Origin of the sequence: Fictibacillus terranigra, from assembly GCF_030412265.1 — a bacterium.
Taxonomy (GTDB): domain Bacteria; phylum Bacillota; class Bacilli; order Bacillales; family Fictibacillaceae; genus Fictibacillus_C; species Fictibacillus_C terrinigri.
Genome location: NZ_JAUHLN010000003.1, coordinates 1 through 17,027 on the forward strand (window position 1 = coordinate 1; position 17,027 = coordinate 17,027).

Consider the following 17,027-nt stretch of genomic DNA (forward strand, 5'->3'; position numbering starts at 1 on the left):
AAATTGGTTATTGTTTCCTGAGAAATAATTTACCTTTTTTTACTCACTTCCAATGTTTCTCTTGCCATCTGCTCATACTCTTCCAAGCCTGAGATGTTCGCAAACTCAGCCATCGCAACAGGATATGCTGCTTTAAGTTCAATGATGTGCTCCTTCATGGCCGGCCAGTAAATTTCACGGTAATAGCTGATCGGAAGGCTTGGTACTGGAAAACAAAGTCGATTGACACACGGTTACTTTTGCTTCGGTCCAGTCAATTAAGCCGGTTTCGTTTGCATCTTTATCAATCATCGTGTGGCCGCATGAACATAGTGTCGCAACATCGTCAGTTGATAATGAAGAGTGAACTGCTAAACATTCCGACAGGTTCTCCAGCTTTTTTATTAGAGTCTGTCACCTTTTCGACGAAACAGTTTCCGATCGAACTATCCTCTAGTATTGTCCGTGGAGATCGTTCAAAATTTATCATGAAGAGGTACTATATGAACCAGTAAGATGCGGTTTGACAAAAAAGAAGCTCATTGTAACTGAGCTTCTTAAATCCGATTTGCATTGAATAAATGTATATTGACGATCCATGATATCTAACAGTTCTTGGTCTTTTACATGAGGACGCAATAACATGTATTGATCGAGTGTGCTTACTGTTCCTGACAGGACTTCGTGTCAAAAACCTCATGTCCTCCATGATTCAGTTGTGGGGAAATATTCCCTACATGCATATTTTGGTGCATCTGTTCCTGATTTTCCAACATTTATATCCTCCTAAAGAATTAGTCATAACAGCACCTTGTCACAAGTAATCCCATCCCGTTCAGGGCATGAAAATTTGTGAAGTTAACGATGAATATCGTTTTTTTGCTTTGAACTTTTTTTTCGGTTTATAAAAAAAGCAACGATAAGAAGCAAAAGAGGTATTATCACTTGAAAAGGAAGATGGAGAATAAATGGAACCTGTCTTAACCCCTCCTGTAGATGTTCTGAAAAATTACTCGCAATCGTATTGGATAACAACAGCGTAACTATCCCAAGGGGATAAGCAAGGCTTGATGGTTTTTTGATCTTAAACAGACTTGCAGTTGCTGTTACAGTTACATAGAAAAAAAGGCCGATCTTAAAAAATCCATTAATAATCAGTGCAAGCATAAAAAATACATCTAGACGTTCCAAAAATTCTGCAATCGAGATCGATTGTACAGTTGATAGTAGGGGAAACTGTGAACGTGTCGCCAGATCCACCCCCAGCACACTAATGTTAATGGCCATAGCAATAGCAAGATTAAAGCCGCTTAAACCCAGCGCACACAAACCCGTCCATTTTAACTTTTTGGGGTTATTTAAATAGGGAAAAATCATTGCAAAAACAACAGATTCCCCAAAGGGTATAAATAGCGTTTGAGTAAGGGCAGTTTTCACCACAGGTCTAATACCTTCTTCTAGTATGGGTTTTATGTTATTCAAATCAATTAGACCAGAGGCAACGATCAAAACGAAACCCACAGCAGCAAGAAGATACATTAAAACAAACAACAACTCTCCCGCCCTAGCCATTACTTCAATTCCTTTTCGGACTCCGTAAATTACTACAAGCATAAATAGCGTGTTGGTAATGAACAATGGTGTTTCTGGATAGGCAAAGGTGATTAACATCTCTCCAAAGTCTCGTAGTACCCTTGCGGCGAGATACGCAAAATAGAGAATGTAAAAAAAAGCAATGCAGCGTCCTAGCCATTTCCCCATGATCCTTTGGGCATATTCTGTTGGAGGGATATCTGGATAATAGAAGTACAAGCGAAGATAGATAAAAAATAAGAAAAATCCACCCACCATCCCAATAAGAATGGCGATCCAGGCATCCTGTTTTGCTCCCATAGCAAGAGGAACTAATAAGGCACTGCCCAATTCAAATAAAAACATGAGGACAAATAGCTGGTATGAACTGATCTTCGCCTTCTCCACTGATTTCTCACTCCTTTGACCCGTTATTTATTTTTCGAAATTAGAAAGGAAAGGTTTATTTCGCAAACCGCTGCGTCGCACAAAGGCGTCTACCTTCACCTTCACCTTTACTTTAGGAAAGGCAGCATCATTCCAGTCGTGTTTTAGCTTCTTCCAAGCCGCCGGATCGGTTCGGTGCACCACTTCACCAAACCCAAAAATGTCCGATTTATCTTTTTGAGCGTGTTGGACAGCCCCTTGAATCTCCTTTTGAATCTCTTTTTCCAAGGCTCTTTCTACAGCAAGAATTACATTCGGACTATTCAGATTAACCGGCACTTTTACTGCTCCAATTCCTCCCTCGGCACGGACATCTACTAACATAACAGGTACCCCTTTTTTCATAGAAGCTGAGACCTTTGTTTGTTGCCGGGTTACTTGATATGAAATCGCATCTTTTTCCTTCTTCCATAGGATATCGACATCTGTGGCTTTAATTTTATTCAGGATCCACAATGTACCACCTGCGTTTTTTCCTTCAATCCAATCGACTAACTTTCCATCTTTAAAGACAGCTAATCCATCAGCTCGTATTGTTACCAGGGGATTGGTTTGTTGAATGTTCTGCATCGTTTTTCCAAGCGGACGATCTCCAAACAACCGGAATCCGCTTAGCACAAGCCCTTTTCCTGGAGAAATGAGGCTTTTCATCACATCTTGAAGGTTGACATCTAGAATTCTTCCCCATCTTTGTTCCGAAAATTTCAATGTTTTTATTACTTTATTCGAAGGGATTTTATCGACAGGCGTCAATGTTTTCACAAAATCCGCGGCTTTTACGTCACGAGAAATCACAATACTGGCAGTATTCCTGAACTCTGGATCGCGATCAAAGGCGTCTATCAGTTTAAGTATTCCTTCCGTTTTTGCTAGCTTCTCGCTGATGACTAATAAGTTAGCGTGGGCATAATACATTTTACGAGATAACCTAGTCGTTGCTTTACGGCTTATTTCAACCAGATTGTCCCCTGTAACCGAAAAGGCAGTAATCGGTGGACCCTGTGCGCCACCACTTACTTGTTGTCCACCCGCCACGTTTCCGGGATTGACAATTTGAAAGGTCACAACATACCTTCCGTTTTCATTTTTATCGATTCCCAGGGCTGAAATAATCGCTAGGTCTGTTAATTCCTTTTGACTGTAGCATCCAGAGAGGAAGGCAACACTTAAGAATAAGATAAGAAATACTGTTTTACGATTCATTGCGGTCCCCTTGTTCCATGTCGGTATTTACTATACCGCGGCTTCGAGGAGGCTGCGGATGTTTGTTTTTCCCTTTGCGAGTACGATTCGAACTGATGAAGCTTGGTCTCCTCCATAAAGCCCACCAAGGTACACGGATGAAGGTATCACCTAACTCCGCAGGTATGACGGGGGCTATTGGTGTCATATAAGGTACACCAAAAGAACGCAACCCACATAAATGCAGGATCAACATGATAAGCCCTAGAATAACTCCATAAAAACCAAATAGTGCGGCTGCTACCATAAAGGCAAAACGAATCAAACGGGCAGAAATGGCCATCGCAAAGGAAGGGGTCGCGAAATTGGCAATTGCCGTAATGGATACAATGATAACCATCGCTGGGGTAACAATACCAGCTTGCACCGCTGCCTGGCCGATGACTAAAGCGCCAACAATCGAGATTGCTGATCCAACCGCCCTTGGCAAACGAATACCGGCTTCCCGTAATATTTCAAAGGTTACCTCCATCATGGCCGCCTCAACAAATGCCGGAAAAGGAACTGTCTCCCTCTGTGCTGCAATTGCAATCACTAGGTTGGTTGGAATCATCTCTTGATGGAAGGTCGTTGCCGCAACAAAAGTAGCAGGGGCTATTATTGAGATAAAGAAAATCAAGATCCGCAAGAAGCGAAGAGCGGTCGAGATATCGAAACGGGCATAATAATCTTCTACCGCTTGAAAAAACTGGATAAATATCGCTGGTGCAAGTAGTACAAACGGTGTACCATCCACAATGATAGCCACTCTTCCTTCAAGGAGGTTGCCTGCGACTGAATCCGGTCTTTCTGTATGATAAAGAGTCGGAAAGGTGGTTGAGGTCTGATCTTCAATGAGTTGTTCGATATATCCTGATTCCAGAATGCTGTCAATATCAATTGCCTTTAACCGCCTACGCACTTCATTAACGATTTTGTCATTTGCAATTCCATGGACATACACCATGGCTACCTTGGTGTTTGTCACCCTACCGATTTGCATGGACTCAACCCACAAATTAGGTGAATTAATACGCTTCCGTATCAGAGTTGTGTTGGTACTTAAAGATTCAGTGAACCCATCTCTTGGACCCCGAACGGTTACTTGGCTCGAAGGTTCCTCAATAGCGCGTTTTTCCCCGCCTTTTGTACTAACATTCAATGCTTTTTTTACACCGTCGACAAGAATAATAGTATTCCCTGACATTAGGGACAAAAACAGCGCATCCCATTCCTGAACCCACGTGACATGACCAAGCGAAACGACATCTTCAGCTAGTTTTTCTAAAGCTTCCTGTGGCCCTAATGCATTTAGGTCTTTACTGTTGTTCATCATCGATTCAATTAAAAAATCCTGGATAGATTGTTCGTTCACCATTCCTTCCACATACAAAACTGCTGTTGTCAATTGGGTATGAGTGCCGATTTTTTTCGTTCGAATCACAATGTCAGAACTATTTCCCGTTTTTTGATTGATGAAATCCAGGTTCACTGCCAAAGATATGTTTAAGGGTTGGGGAAGGTTATGATTAATTCCGTCTTTTTTGTTTGGGTTGTTTTTCACTTGTTTTCCACGTTTGAAAAATGAAGGCATTAGCAGATCCTTTCTTTCTTTTTTTAAAGTTTCAGCGTAATCCTTCTCATTTATTCACTTTATCTTTTAAATAGAAAAACACATAGAAGGAAAACCTAATAGCTGGAGAGTGATAAAAGTGAAAATTATCTGTATCACTGTTTTGATTTTCGTGGTTTTATTAGGGTTTTCATTAGGAATGGATATTCTTGCAGGTTTTGAAATCCATACAGCAATAAAAAATGCCCTAAGTCCTTTTCGCGTGATGGAAGCTCCCGAGTTTTTTGTTTTCTTTTTATTAATTTTCTTTTTAGGATTGAATCTTGTACTATCGCCTCTTCTTCAAAAATGGAAGCAAAAAAAGTAAACCAAGAATGCATTCCATATAAAATGTTGACAGTCTCAAAACAAGAAAGAAAAGATGGATAACGTTGCAGCAAAACCGTTTCTTTTTTAGATCAATATTCGGTGTATAACCCCTTCGTTTCTAGGTCTTATCTCTCCCTCTATTCGAAAAGTAAACAGTCATTGCTTAACAGGCTCTACTGAATTACAAGTGCATGTGTTTTTAACAAAACAAAAAACAGTCAGGACTGCTCCTGTCTGTTTTTTTATCTATTTTTTACATTTAGGAATGGTCTTCCACTGATCAGGTCACTTCCTCAACGTCATAATGAATTCCAAGTGTATAGATTTTTGTTTCGAACACAAACTAACCACAAAAATGTTGAGGGGGCATATTTATGGCTGAACACGACACTCCAATAAACTCAGCAGAAATTGCAGGGCTTTGGGGAATTTACATAAATAATACGGCAGCGAGATGTGTGATGACTTATTTTTTAGAAAAGGTTGAAGATCCCGAAATTCGAGAAGTAATAAAACTAGGTTTTTCCCAATCCGAAAAACAAATTCAGGATGTAAAGAAACTATTTAATGAAGTTCAACTCCCTGTACCGATTGGTTTTACAGAAGAAGATGTGTTTCCTGAAGCCCCTCGTTTATTTTCGGATCCCTTTTTCCTGCAATACCTCAATAATATGTCTATCCTTGGTATGACAGCTGGTTCATTCGCCTTAGCAACAGCCGCACACAAGGATGTTTTAACCATACAAATCGGTGTGATTAATCAGGCCTTAGAACTGCACTTGATTGTAAAAGAACTTGCTCTTGAAAAAGGTATATTCATTCGTTCCCCCTATATCCCTTTCCCTGATACAGTAGAGTTTGCTTCTAAACAAAGCTATTTAGGAACTCTGTTTGGGAAACAACGACCATTGAATGTCATTGAAATGACTCATATATTTAATAACATTCAAACTAATTTTATCGGTAAAAGTCTTATGTTAGGATTTGCCCAAGTTACTCAAGACCCCGAACTCAAGGCTTATTATTTAAGAGGAAAAAACATCGCCCAAAAGCATATTACATTGTTTAGTACTATTTTAGAAAATGAAGACATTCCTGGTCCAAGATTTTGGGATACCATTGTAACGGCCGAAACCGCTGCACCTTTCTCCGACAAGCTGATGCTTTTTCATGCCTCCGCCATGTCAGCGGCCGGAATTGCAAACTATGGTGCCGGCATGGCAGCAAGTCCCCGACGTGATATTGGATTGAAATACTCGCGCATTTTAGTGGAGGTTTCCCTTTATGCAGAAGACGGTGCGAACCTCATGATCGACAATGGCTGGTTAGAGGAACCACCTCAATCCCCCGACCGCGAACATTTAATAAAGAAAAAGTAAGTTCGACTGTAAAGCCCTCCATACTAACCATGGGTGACTAAATCAGAAGTCCCTTTGCAACAATGAAGTCATGAAAGAAGGGGTAGGGTAATGTGAATGATAAATGGGAGCGGCTCCTTTGGAGCGTTGCTTTGCCTGGAGTCGGCCAACTGTTAAACAAGGATTACATTAAAGGTTTTTTATTTCTGCTTTTGGAAATGATCATTAACCTTCAGGCAAACTTTAACCAAATCATCCTCCTGAGTTTTCATGGAAGAATTGAGGAAGCAATGTCCGCAACTCATTATAATTGGTTAATGTTTTATCCCTGTTTTTACTTTTTTTCCTTATGGGATGCCTATAAGAATGCAACTGACTCATCTTCCAAATTTGCATTTTTTCCTTTTGTATTCGCTGCTTTTTCTGTAACCATCGGATTAATTTATTCCCCGGTTTTATATGTTTTCGGCAAATTGTGGGGACCCGTATGGCTTCCTATACTTTTTCTTTTTCCTGGCTTGATGATTGGATTTATATTTCGAGGACTCGCCCGTCGGTATTTGTAAAGTGAAAAAAAGGAGTTCGAGGCTAAGGCTTTACTCCCCTCTATTCAGAAATTCCTTTCACTAAATCCGCCAGACTGTACCTCATTTCATTTTTACGTTTACATTTATTGCTACGCGGGCGTATCCTTTGTTCCAAGGTAAAATTAAAATGCGGAACTGTCTCTGTTCTGTGTCGTTTCATCAACAGAGAGCAAAGTGAAGAAAATTTCTCTATGTGGGAACCGAAATATGTACCGGGAGCAAATTACCCGCTCCAGTTCCCCCTCTTCATTAGCTGGAGAATATTTGGCAGTACTCTACGTTTAATTCATATAGAGTGCAGAAAAAAATCCGTTCTATTTTCCCACACCATTGATAGATTTCTTCATAGATTAATAGCAAGGCCAATCAGGGAACACCCCTCTTCGATTGGTCCCAAAAATAGGCTATATTTTTTTAAACCAAAAGCACAAGGGAGGTTGAAAGGTATGGCAAATAGAAGGATGATTGCAGCAAAGCGCAATGGAAGGTGTAGTGCAGCACCACCACTCCAACCAGTAGATATTCCACCAAGAGACCCGATCGAAAGAGAACTATTGGCTCGGTTACGAGCAGAGGAAGCCGCACGAGAAGAGGCTGAACGCCAAGCAGCTCTTGCCGAAGCAGAGGCTGAACGAGCAAGGGCTGCCTTACGAGCATGCCTATGCCGCGAGAAGGAAAAGCAGCATAATCATTGTGGTTGTGATTGGTAAAAAGAGAAAGGGCAGAAATGCTCTTTCTCTGTATTTTTAGCTATTATTTGTGTCTATTCCAGCACGTTATAGGGCTTTTTCTCTTCTTCCTTCGCCTTTTGCGCCTTAATGGTCTTTTCTTTTTTCCGCTTGTTGTATTCCGCAACGGAAGGCACTTGAATCCCGAACAAGAAGAGCCGGAAAAGGCCTTATTGTTGATTAAAAAAAGATCGATCGCCGATTGTAGGTCACGAGTATCGTTTAGAATTTCCTCGGTCTGCCCTCTGCAACAAGTTCTTGTATAATTATTTTTCAGTTGCTATATTCCACATTGCAATAGAAATTCTATTCCAACTGTTAATTTGATTAATTATTAGTACAAGGTCAACCTATTCCTTTTCACTGTAATGTTTACGTATGCGATTATATACATTCATCCGGTACACGCTTATTCGGAATCAATGTCACATGTTCCGTTAACTCTAAAGCAACTTTTTCTGCATCTGTGTAAAATGTGCACTCTCTCCAAGCATTAATACAATAAACGTTGTTCTTTGCTTTATTCTCCCGAAGTGAGAATGCCGAACCTTAAAAAAGAGACAGCATATTGGACTTGTAAAATGAATCCAATGCCAAAAAATGGGCTACCCATGATGATCAACCTTATATTTTGGTTATTACGAATTGCCTGTTCTCATTTTTCACCTGAAATAATTCGTCAAATCCTTCTTCGAAAGTGGGTATCTGTAATTTTTTTAGCGCGCTTCTAATTACCTCAGGCGGGACTTTTTGTTTTCCTTCGCGTCTATTATTCCTTTCTAAACAACTGTCAATGTCGGAATCCATAATATAACCGATGACCTTATAGTTAAATTGTTTTGATAAAGCAACGTACTTTTTTCTCACTTCTTTCGTAAGATTCGTATTGTCCACTAAAATTTTTGCTTGGATTGGTAAGACGCGGCGAGATATAGATCTTCTCGATTCCGCGTCTTCAACATATCTAAATTAATTCTTACATGGGTATGGAAGAATTGCTCTTTGTAAAAAGTCGATTTCCCTGAGCCTTGTATACCAATGAAAAGCACACATTCCATTGTGTCTCCCCCGCCCTCTGATTTTTTACAGAAACAATCTGTGAAGAACAGCAGAATTTTTTTCATTACCTAGGGGCTGCACACTGTCGCTATCGGCAACCGCCTATATTGAAGTTGGACTTTATTATGGCAGATCAACATTAATACGGGTGAAATAATACATCTTATCGTGGAAGTGTGCCCCTATATTGGAATTTCAAATCCTTTGGCTTTGGTATGAAATGTACAGACATCTACTATTGCAGGTTCACTCTCACTCGTTTACGCGTTTATCAGCCCGTTTTTTCAGATCATGATACTTGTCCCTTTCTACAAACATCCGTACTGAATATAGTAAATTGAAAGGGGCAGTATGATGTTAGACAAAAGAAAAGAGTCATCGAGTAGCCGTTACATCGGTTCTAACTGGGTTTTTCCAGTAAGGAACTCAAATGAGATGATGAGAAACGATAGCAAAAAGGCATCAAGCAGCAAACCCACCAATTTAAGCAGCGGTTCCACCGATCTAAGCAGCATTGCCAGCAATTTAAGCGGTATTGCTACCAATTTAAGCGGCATTGCCAGCAACTTAAGCGCCATTGCCAGCAATTTAAGCGGCGATCCCAGCAATCCTGCCAGCGCCACCAGTCCAACTACAAGTCCTGAAAGTCCTACCAGTCCACCTACAGGTCCTGAAAGTCCCACCAGTCCTACCAGTCCACCTACAGGTCCTGAAAGCCCCACCAGTCCTACCAGTCCACCTACAGGTCCTGGAAGTCCCACCAGTCCTACCAGTCCACCTACGAGTCCTGTCAGTCCCACCAGTCCTACCAGTCCGAGTGATACCCTTGGTTCCAGTTTGCCTAGATACCATTGGAGATATGAATCATCAAGCAGGTCCAGTACCTCCCTTAGTTCACCTAATAACAGGCAAGGAGAGTCATCAAGCAGCCGTTCAAGCAGTTCAAGCAGTTCACGTAGTTCAAGCAGTTCAAGCAGTTCACGTAGTTCAAGCAGTTCAAGCAGTTCAAGCAGTTCAAGCAGTTCAAGCAGTTCAAGCAGTTCAAGCAGTTCCAGTTCTTTTATGGGTAGAATGGGTACAATGGACTTCATTCATGAATTGCAACAAATGAAAATGAGGAATAGCGGGAATGTATTAAATGTTACTCAAAGCTGTGACTGCGGTCAGCAAATGAATGAATGGCCTGTCATGAATGATTTGGACCAACCTTATTTGTTGACGAAAGACGACAATCAGGGACAATACGTTTTGGAAACGATGAACACCAACGAAGACAGCAATTGGAGGTGTTGCGGCCCTGATCGAGAAGTTTTGGGAACTATGACTGATGGTTACGATCACAACTGTAGAATTTGTGGCACTCATGCAGACGATTGGGCAACCATGGACACTAGAGACGACGAAAATTGGAGATCGTGTGGACCAGGTGGAGAGGTTTTGGGAACGAGGGACATCGATCACGACGATTGGAGATCAGTTGGCCCTTATGGAGACCTATACAGTATGTGATTTCAATAAGGAATATTATTTCTTTAAGCTTTAACAATAAGTATTTATTTTCGCTGGTCAACATAACGGCAGTTAACCGAAGCAAGCAATAACCCTGAATTCAGCAGAATAGCAGAATTCAGGGCTTTTGCGTAGGGAAAATATATAAATGAAGTTTTAGTCCTAAATCCAAAGTAAAACCACAATGATAATGTCGTTACAGCTTCGCCTTTAATAGGTCAGACCGGTTCCGTATGGATACAATCCTTCGATCGACACGGGCAGCTTTCCACCTGGCTGGGTTCCGAAGATCACGTCTACTGCGGCTTTCCATGAGGTCGGCACAGGAGAGCCCCACCGTTCAACCGCATAAGTCGCCACATACGCGCCTACCTCTTGATATTGTTTAATATCGTAAGGAAGGCCAAGGGCAACCGCTACCAGAGGTTTTCCAGTTTTCTGCAGTTCCTTCACCAGCTTCGCCTGTCCGGCTGGAAGTTCACTAGGAGAGAAAGTCGGCACAATGATTTGATCCGCTTGCTTTGCGAGTTGTACCGCCTGCTGGATTTCAGTATCCTTCGAATCTGTTGAAGTAGTATAACTCATAACATTTCCGGCAGATTTTTCATCAACGATACTGGCAATATTGTTAATAAAATTAGTAGATCCATAGATTATCGGCCCTGTTACTAGTGTATTTTTCTTTTCTGCCGGGTTGAAAGGAAGTATCTTCTCATTTTTGACGACCGTAATGGACTTTCTTGCAACCTCTGCTGCCGTTTCTTTATGTGAAGGTTTGTTGACTACATTTACTGCTTCTTCTGGATCATCATAACGGTCACTAAAAAGCTTATACTTTATCTTCAGCGCCAGGACTCTTTTCACCGATTCGTTCACCCTGTTCTCTGATAGCTGGCCGGATTTAAGTGCATGAAAAAGGGCATCATAGGTTTCCAGCTGTTCATCCAAATTTCCTGTGGCCATTACAATATCCGCACCTGCGTTAACAGCCATCACAGCGGCTTGTCCAGCACCCCATTCTTTTGCGATGGCATGCATGCTCATGGCATCTGTAACGATCAAACCTTTAAAGCCCATCTCTTTTCTGAGAAGTCCGGTGAGCACTTTCTTGGAAAGGGTGGCGGGAAGCTCCTTATCAATGGCGTTAATAATGACATGAGCCGTCATAATGGAATCTACTCCTGCATCAATGGCAGCATTAAAAGGAGGAAGATGCACGGTCTCGAGTGTATGGCGGTCATATGTAACTGCAGCTAATCCTAAGTGTGAGTCCACGCTCGTATCCCCATGACCCGGGAAGTGCTTTGCTGTCGCGACTACCCCCTTCTTCTGATAGCCTTTAATTTGGGCAGCCGTCATTTCAGAGACCAGGTTTGTTTTCTCCCCAAATGACCGTACACCGATTACAGGATTGGCAGGATTCGTATTTACGTCAGCGACCGGTGAATAGTTCCAATTAAATCCTGTAGCTTTTGCTTCTAACGCTGTGATCTTGGCCACGTCCTCGGCGGTCTTCGTTTCTCTTGTTGCTCCGATTCCCATTTGCCGAGGGAAAGGCGTTGCGTCTGTCACATGTTGTTTCGTTCCAAACTCTAGATCCGCTGATACTAAAAGAGGAAGCTTGAGACGTGTTTTGGAAGCCCACTTTTGCAGCTGATTATTATATTTTGCTGTCGTTCGGGCATCACGGGCACCATAAACGATGACGGAGCCAGCCTTGTAGTGTTGAATAAGTTGCCTGGTTGTGTCATCCGGCATTTTACTGGTATTATCGTGTGTTGATGGCATCACCAGCTGTCCTATCTTTTCCTTGTCAGTCATGTGGGCTACGATTCGTTCGACCACCCGGTTACTGGACGTGATGGATGGATCGGATTTACCGTTCGATTGATCAGCACTGGCACTAAGAGGCAATAAGAAAGTAGAACTAAGAAGTACAGAACTGAATAAAGCACTCATCTTCTTCATCACTATTTCCCTCCTTCAGTATATGAAACGCGAGAACAGACACTTTAAGTAAAATGTAATTGCTTTCAATGACAGGTTAGCATCGAAATTCCAGAGTGGTCAATCATCATTTTACATAATTTAGAAAAATGATTCGTATTCCATATTTGGACAATAGGCGTGCTTTCTTATTATGGTAGGTTGGTTGTATGTATAGAAAACACCTGGAAAAAAGCCAGGGGTTTTCTTTCTTCTTTAAAAAAAGCCCTCCTCTTTCTGCCTTTTTAAAATGGCAGTACGATTTCTATGATTTAATCGTTTGAGAACTAAACTGGTAATCATAACATAATTTGTACAGCTCCATTAATTCGATCTCATCCGGCACTTTCGGATTATTGCCGGGACTGCCGCTTGCCAGGGCATCTCTTGCCATCTTTTTTAGACTTTGCAAAAAAAGATCCTCTATTATCCCCCAACCTTTCAAATTAGGAATAGATAGCTCGACGCATAGGGCTTTTATTTCGTCTATTAGTTTCTGCGCTATTGCCTGTTTTGTAAGCCCTTGCGTGTCATGAAAAATGATATTCCCGATATCAGCTAGCCTCTCATAGCAATCTTCTAGACTATACTCCAGAACAACAGGAAGAAGCATTGCATTCGAGATGCCATGAGGCACGTGGAACAAGGCTCCTATCGGGCGGGACATTCCATGAACCAAACAGACTGATGCATTCGAAAAAGCCATTCCTGCCTGGAGGGCAGCAAGGGACATTTTTTCCTTCGCCTTTATATTCTGAGGTTGATGATATGCATCCCGTATACTTTCCATAATGTGTCCAATGGCAGTTAACGCCAAAGAATCGGTAAAAGGATGGGCACGCCTTGAAAGATAGGCTTCAATAGCGTGAGTAAGTGCATCAATGCCGGTTGCCGCTGTTATATTTTTAGGAGAAGAAATGGTGAGGACCGGATCTACAATGGCTGCTGCCGGCATGAATCCGGGCTGCTTAATCATCATTTTAATATCCAGCGCAATATCGGTTATGACGGTTACATCCGTTGCTTCAGATCCGGTTCCTGCCGTTGTAGGAATAGCAATTAAGGGAACGGCAGACTTTTGTGCAATCTTTCTGCTATTCATATAATCGCTGATGGATCCCCCATTCGTACCCAGAACTGCAACTGCTTTTGCTGTATCAATACAGCTTCCTCCACCTAAGCCAATAATCACATTGCACGATTCCGCTTTAAGCGTGTCCAGCGCTTCATAAACAAACGTATCTGTCGGTTCAGAATCGATGTCCAAATACTTGACTGAGGATACTCCTGCTTGTGTTAAAAGATGTTGGCATTCTTCAACGTACATCAGCTTCTCCATCATTCGGTCGCTGATGATGAGTGCTTTGTTTCCGAGTTTAGACGTTTCCTCCCCCACTTTCTGGAATGAATGTTGGCCGTAAAGTATCGTTCTTGGTATTTGCAGAACTGAAACCACAGAAAGAGCCCCCTTCCTAGTTTAATAACAATCCTTTTTAATAGTTATGAAAATTCAGTCTTTTTTGACGCAAGGTTTCCCAAGTATTACTTCTACAAGGTTAAAGAGAAACCTCTAAGTATATATGTTTTGTGGCTAATAACACCGGCAATTAAAAAAACTGTACTATCCCGGCTTTTCCAGATCGACCTTTGTGTGCACTGTTATGTGTAACGCGGTTCGTATCCTTGTCCAAATCGTTCTGATGCCCTGAAAGTCACAAAGCCAACACTAAACCTTGATTAATTTCTGCTTTTGTTAAAGTCAGTCTCTGCTTTTTGGTTTTGTATTTTCTTTTTCCATACGAATTTTTTGTCCATAAAGGACTGCACTCCTTTTGACAGTTTTTTCCCTAAACCTTGCTCTATCCGCTGAATCCAGAAAAAACAGTTTGACCCATTAAGCTGCCGTATTGTTGTGAAAAACCACCTCGCTGGTTTCCGCTGTTTTGTGAGTGAGTTCATGATTTCTTGTGTAACCGGTCCAATACTTAGCTTTTTCTGCCTCAAAAAACACATTGTTTGTCAAAGAATTAGCGTTAAACTCTTGCCGCGCGGCATAAAAAACCTCACGATAAAAACCCCAAAGGAATGGGGGTTGAATGGTGGTCATGAAATCAAAGGCAAGAGATAACCAAGGAAGTGTTTTGGCGAACAACAATGTTATCCCATGCCCATACAGACTAATATAACCAGAATAAATAACATTATCCAAAAAGCCTGCATAATCCTCTATATCAAATGCCTTTCGTGGTTTTTACATAAATTTCAAGGCATGTATTTGGCACAATTTCAGAAAATAACAGTGAAAAGGAGGTGAACAAACATGGCAAATACTGGTGGAGGAAATCGTAATCGCCTTTTAGTACAAGGTGCACAACAAGCGATCGACCAAATGAAATACGAAATCGCTACTGAATTCGGTGTACAACTTGGAGCTGACCAAACTTCTCGTGCAAACGGATCAGTTGGTGGAGAAATCACTAAACGTCTAGTGGCTACTGCACAACAACAGATTTCTGGATTTGGTGGGCAACAACAATAATTTTGTTAATTACAACAAAATATTGATGGACAAGGCTACCTATTCAATATAGGTAGCCCTTTTATATTTTGTTGGGAAAGCACGAGTTGTTTGTTGTATGAATGAAAGCAGGTTGAAGAAAAATTATAATCGAAATGAAGGAGTTAAAAAAATGAGAAAAAAACAAAGTAATGAAGGCAATACTGTGGGCGAAAGAAATTATGAGACTGAGGACTATAAAGGAAAAGATCAGGTTTCTGTAGGTATGGCCACTACACATGAACAAGTGAGTGATTACTATATGAGTGGTGAATGTGTACCTGTATCGGATTCCATAGAGGACCAACCCCCTATGCCAAGAGAGGAATAGAGCACGATACTTAACTCAAACCACAACTGGCAATGTCCTTTTAACCATTAAGAATAAAAATACATTCGAGAGAAATGTTATAAAAAAGAAGGAAAAATACAGCAATCGTGATTGAGGTCGTAAAGTATGAAATCGCTACTGAATTTGGTGTGCATAAGAACGTTAAAAAACTACCTTGTGATCACGAGGTAGTTTTTTACAATGGACACGTATCAAGGATACTTACGCTAAAAATGATGTGAGCATCCAGGTGTGTTTATCCAATTGTGATGAAATACTTAGTAACATATCATGGGTAACTTCATCATTTTCTTTTTCCGTAATTTCCATACCTTGCTTTAATTGATCTCTCATTAATGCAAAATCATCGATGATCTCTTGTACCATCCCTTCTGATGTTTCATTATTTGAAGCTTCTTTGACTGTAGCCAGTTCTAAATATTGTTTCATTGTTGCGGCAGGCTGTTGCTGTAACATAAGCAAACGTTCTGCTAATTCATCAATATGTTGATTGGCTTCATTATATAATTCTTCGAATTTCTCATGGAGAGTAAAAAAATGGGGCCCTTTTACGTTCCAGTGATAATTGTGAAGTTTAACGTATAATATGTTCCAATTGGAAATTTGCTTGTTTAATACCTCGTATGTGCTGTCCATATAATCCTCCTATATCATTTTTGTCACCTAATTTGTCAGTATCTCCATATAGAAGGATTTGAAACGGATAATGTAGATTAAGTGGGAATAATAAATGGAAACACGTTAGTTTTAAACGGTCGAGGTTTCTTTTAATTCAAGACGTTTTTTCAAGTTCTATCTTTTAACCGCTAGTGGGTAATAAATAATTTTCGTTTTGCTTTGCTCGGCTGAAAGTTTCGATTCACAAGATAAATACCAGTAAGAATAAAGAAGCCTCCGACGATAAAGGACGGAAATAGAGGGTCGTTCAATAGTATACAGCCTGTTAATACACCAAAGAATGGCGCCAAAAATAAATAGGCACTTGTCTTTCCAGGATCCGTGTTTTGCAATAAGTAATACCACCCGGCAAACTGAACAATAGAGGACATGACACTCAGCCATAATAAAATGGATAATGAATGAGTATTAGGATGAAAAAAAGGATGTTCAAGTAAAAAGCTCGCTGCCAAAAGGAGTAATCCACCAAAAAGCATCTGATACGCAGATAAAACCCATGTATCAAAATTCGTTCCCCATTTCTTAACTAACAAGGTAGAAGCCGCCCACAGCAAAGCGGATAAAATTCCAAATAAAGTTCCAACCTCAAATTTAAGATGGGTTCCCTGTGTAATTACAACCCCTGTCAATCCCAACAGAACTCCTCCCCATTGATAAAGTTTGTAACGTGCTTTGAACAAAAAGGAGCCCAATACTACAACAAGTAAAGGGTTGGTAAACGTAAGTATAGAGGATTCACTAGCTGTAATCGAACGTAAACTTAAGAAAATACAACCCATGACACCTGCTGTTTGAAAAACACCGATCAGTAGCATCTTCACCCATCCCTCTTTTGCAGCTGGATGTGCTCTTCTTAAAACACGTACAATGATCGCAAGGATGCTTCCGGCAAGTATAAAACGATAAGCTGCCAACAACAAGGGAGAAGAATAGGCCAAGCCAAGCTTTCCAACAGTAAAGGAAGAACCCATTAAAAATGTTGTAACAAGCACAAGTGATATCCATTTCAACTTATTCATACTTGAGTCTCCTTATTTATAATTTTGCCTTCT

The 17,027-nt window shown here is 40.9% G+C and carries 17 protein-coding genes and 3 pseudogenes; 7 read left to right on the top strand and 13 right to left on the bottom strand.

Annotated features, from left to right (window positions below):
* Positions 1–29: 29 nt before the first annotated feature.
* Positions 30–300 (bottom strand): annotated as a pseudogene (locus QYF49_RS15200) (macrolide 2'-phosphotransferase); the annotation flags it as partial.
* Positions 301–335: 35 nt separating this feature from the next.
* Between QYF49_RS15200 and QYF49_RS25805 the strand changes: the two are divergent.
* On the top strand, positions 336–494 hold the full coding sequence (locus QYF49_RS25805) for a UTRA domain-containing protein (protein ID WP_354005846.1): 159 nt from the start codon (positions 336–338) through the stop codon (positions 492–494).
* A 58-nt stretch (positions 495–552) separates the two neighbouring features.
* On the opposite strand, the pseudogene QYF49_RS15205 reads toward QYF49_RS25805, so the two are convergent.
* The 4 genes and pseudogenes from QYF49_RS15205 to QYF49_RS15220 form a co-directional block, all read right to left on the bottom strand.
* A pseudogene (locus tag QYF49_RS15205) lies at positions 553–755 on the bottom strand (spore coat protein); the annotation flags it as partial.
* Positions 756–837: 82 nt separating this feature from the next.
* A complete protein-coding gene (locus QYF49_RS15210; RefSeq protein ID WP_290400468.1) occupies positions 838–1,959 on the bottom strand; it encodes a GerAB/ArcD/ProY family transporter in 1,122 nt (373 codons plus the stop codon).
* A 27-nt stretch (positions 1,960–1,986) separates the two neighbouring features.
* Entirely contained in the window at positions 1,987–3,201 is a 1,215-nt protein-coding gene (locus tag QYF49_RS15215) for a Ger(x)C family spore germination protein (RefSeq protein ID WP_290400469.1), read from the bottom strand.
* On the bottom strand, positions 3,191–4,813 hold the full coding sequence (locus QYF49_RS15220; protein WP_290400470.1) for a spore germination protein: 1,623 nt from the start codon (positions 4,811–4,813) through the stop codon (positions 3,191–3,193). The genes QYF49_RS15215 and QYF49_RS15220 overlap by 11 nt, the downstream gene beginning before the upstream one ends.
* A 118-nt stretch (positions 4,814–4,931) precedes the next feature.
* Here QYF49_RS15220 and QYF49_RS15225 point away from each other — a divergent pair, with 118 nt between their 5' ends.
* The 3 genes from QYF49_RS15225 (at position 4,932) to QYF49_RS15240 (ending at position 7,816) form a co-directional block, all read left to right on the top strand.
* A complete protein-coding gene (locus QYF49_RS15225) occupies positions 4,932–5,159 on the top strand; it encodes a YczF family membrane protein (RefSeq protein ID WP_290400471.1) in 228 nt (75 codons plus the stop codon).
* 376 nt (positions 5,160–5,535) lie between these two features.
* A complete protein-coding gene (locus tag QYF49_RS15230) occupies positions 5,536–6,540 on the top strand; it encodes a DUF3231 family protein (protein WP_290400472.1) in 1,005 nt (334 codons plus the stop codon).
* A gap of 1,012 nt (positions 6,541–7,552) precedes the next feature.
* Positions 7,553–7,816, top strand: a complete 264-nt coding sequence (locus tag QYF49_RS15240; protein ID WP_290400474.1) for a hypothetical protein — start codon at positions 7,553–7,555, stop codon at positions 7,814–7,816.
* A 284-nt stretch (positions 7,817–8,100) separates the two neighbouring features.
* On the opposite strand, the pseudogene QYF49_RS15245 reads toward QYF49_RS15240, so the two are convergent.
* From QYF49_RS15245 to QYF49_RS15255, 3 genes and pseudogenes are all read right to left on the bottom strand, one after another.
* Positions 8,101–8,338, bottom strand: a pseudogene (locus tag QYF49_RS15245) (carboxymuconolactone decarboxylase family protein); the annotation flags it as partial.
* A gap of 120 nt (positions 8,339–8,458) precedes the next feature.
* Positions 8,459–8,728 carry an AAA family ATPase gene (locus QYF49_RS15250; RefSeq protein ID WP_354005842.1) on the bottom strand — a complete coding sequence of 90 codons (270 nt, stop codon included), beginning with the start codon at positions 8,726–8,728 and terminating at the stop codon, positions 8,459–8,461.
* A 554-nt stretch (positions 8,729–9,282) separates the two neighbouring features.
* Positions 9,283–9,984, bottom strand: a complete 702-nt coding sequence (locus tag QYF49_RS15255; protein WP_290400475.1) for a hypothetical protein — start codon at positions 9,982–9,984, stop codon at positions 9,283–9,285.
* Between the two features lie 236 nt (positions 9,985–10,220).
* Here QYF49_RS15255 and QYF49_RS15260 point away from each other — a divergent pair, with 236 nt between their 5' ends.
* Positions 10,221–10,436: a hypothetical protein gene (locus tag QYF49_RS15260; protein ID WP_290400476.1), complete on the top strand. Its 216-nt coding sequence runs from the start codon at positions 10,221–10,223 to the stop codon at positions 10,434–10,436.
* Between the two features lie 176 nt (positions 10,437–10,612).
* On the opposite strand, the gene QYF49_RS15265 is transcribed toward QYF49_RS15260, so the two are convergent.
* The 3 genes from QYF49_RS15265 to QYF49_RS15275 all read right to left on the bottom strand — a co-directional run bounded on the left by QYF49_RS15265 (position 10,613) and on the right by QYF49_RS15275 (position 14,597).
* Positions 10,613–12,370: a glycoside hydrolase family 3 protein gene (locus QYF49_RS15265; protein WP_290400477.1), complete on the bottom strand. Its 1,758-nt coding sequence runs from the start codon at positions 12,368–12,370 to the stop codon at positions 10,613–10,615.
* A gap of 283 nt (positions 12,371–12,653) precedes the next feature.
* Positions 12,654–13,844, bottom strand: a complete 1,191-nt coding sequence (locus tag QYF49_RS15270) for an iron-containing alcohol dehydrogenase (protein WP_290400478.1) — start codon at positions 13,842–13,844, stop codon at positions 12,654–12,656.
* Between the two features lie 438 nt (positions 13,845–14,282).
* Positions 14,283–14,597, bottom strand: a complete 315-nt coding sequence (locus tag QYF49_RS15275) for a hypothetical protein (RefSeq protein ID WP_290400479.1) — start codon at positions 14,595–14,597, stop codon at positions 14,283–14,285.
* 111 nt (positions 14,598–14,708) lie between these two features.
* Here QYF49_RS15275 and QYF49_RS15280 point away from each other — a divergent pair, with 111 nt between their 5' ends.
* Positions 14,709–14,927 (top strand): alpha/beta-type small acid-soluble spore protein, encoded by a 219-nt coding sequence (locus QYF49_RS15280; RefSeq protein WP_290400480.1) that lies wholly within the window; start codon positions 14,709–14,711, stop codon positions 14,925–14,927.
* A 151-nt stretch (positions 14,928–15,078) separates the two neighbouring features.
* The gene (locus QYF49_RS15285; protein WP_290400481.1) at positions 15,079–15,276 is read left to right on the top strand and encodes a YozQ family protein; all 198 of its coding nucleotides are present in this window, start codon (positions 15,079–15,081) and stop codon (positions 15,274–15,276) included.
* Between the two features lie 222 nt (positions 15,277–15,498).
* Here the strand turns inward: QYF49_RS15285 and QYF49_RS15290 are convergent, their stop codons facing one another.
* A complete protein-coding gene (locus QYF49_RS15290; protein WP_290400482.1) occupies positions 15,499–15,933 on the bottom strand; it encodes a Dps family protein in 435 nt (144 codons plus the stop codon).
* Between the two features lie 170 nt (positions 15,934–16,103).
* Entirely contained in the window at positions 16,104–16,994 is an 891-nt protein-coding gene (locus QYF49_RS15295) for a DMT family transporter (RefSeq protein ID WP_290400483.1), read from the bottom strand.
* Between the last annotated feature and the right edge of the window lie 33 nt (positions 16,995–17,027).

What these genes read in the sequence shown, in the direction of transcription:
- QYF49_RS25805 (WP_354005846.1), top strand. Translation starts at nt 336, where the DNA reads ATGAAGAGTGAACTGCTAAACATTCCGACAGGTTCTCCAGCTTTTTTA.
- QYF49_RS15215 (WP_290400469.1), bottom strand. Translation starts at nt 3,201, where the DNA reads ATGAATCGTAAAACAGTATTTCTTATCTTATTCTTAAGTGTTGCCTTC.
- QYF49_RS15220 (WP_290400470.1), bottom strand. Translation starts at nt 4,813, where the DNA reads ATGCCTTCATTTTTCAAACGTGGAAAACAAGTGAAAAACAACCCAAAC.
- QYF49_RS15230 (WP_290400472.1), top strand. Translation starts at nt 5,536, where the DNA reads ATGGCTGAACACGACACTCCAATAAACTCAGCAGAAATTGCAGGGCTT.
- QYF49_RS15240 (WP_290400474.1), top strand. Translation starts at nt 7,553, where the DNA reads ATGGCAAATAGAAGGATGATTGCAGCAAAGCGCAATGGAAGGTGTAGT.
- QYF49_RS15255 (WP_290400475.1), bottom strand. Translation starts at nt 9,984, where the DNA reads ATGAAGTCCATTGTACCCATTCTACCCATAAAAGAACTGGAACTGCTT.
- QYF49_RS15260 (WP_290400476.1), top strand. Translation starts at nt 10,221, where the DNA reads ATGGTTACGATCACAACTGTAGAATTTGTGGCACTCATGCAGACGATT.
- QYF49_RS15265 (WP_290400477.1), bottom strand. Translation starts at nt 12,370, where the DNA reads ATGAAGAAGATGAGTGCTTTATTCAGTTCTGTACTTCTTAGTTCTACT.
- QYF49_RS15280 (WP_290400480.1), top strand. Translation starts at nt 14,709, where the DNA reads ATGGCAAATACTGGTGGAGGAAATCGTAATCGCCTTTTAGTACAAGGT.
- QYF49_RS15285 (WP_290400481.1), top strand. Translation starts at nt 15,079, where the DNA reads ATGAGAAAAAAACAAAGTAATGAAGGCAATACTGTGGGCGAAAGAAAT.
- QYF49_RS15290 (WP_290400482.1), bottom strand. Translation starts at nt 15,933, where the DNA reads ATGGACAGCACATACGAGGTATTAAACAAGCAAATTTCCAATTGGAAC.
- QYF49_RS15295 (WP_290400483.1), bottom strand. Translation starts at nt 16,994, where the DNA reads ATGAATAAGTTGAAATGGATATCACTTGTGCTTGTTACAACATTTTTA.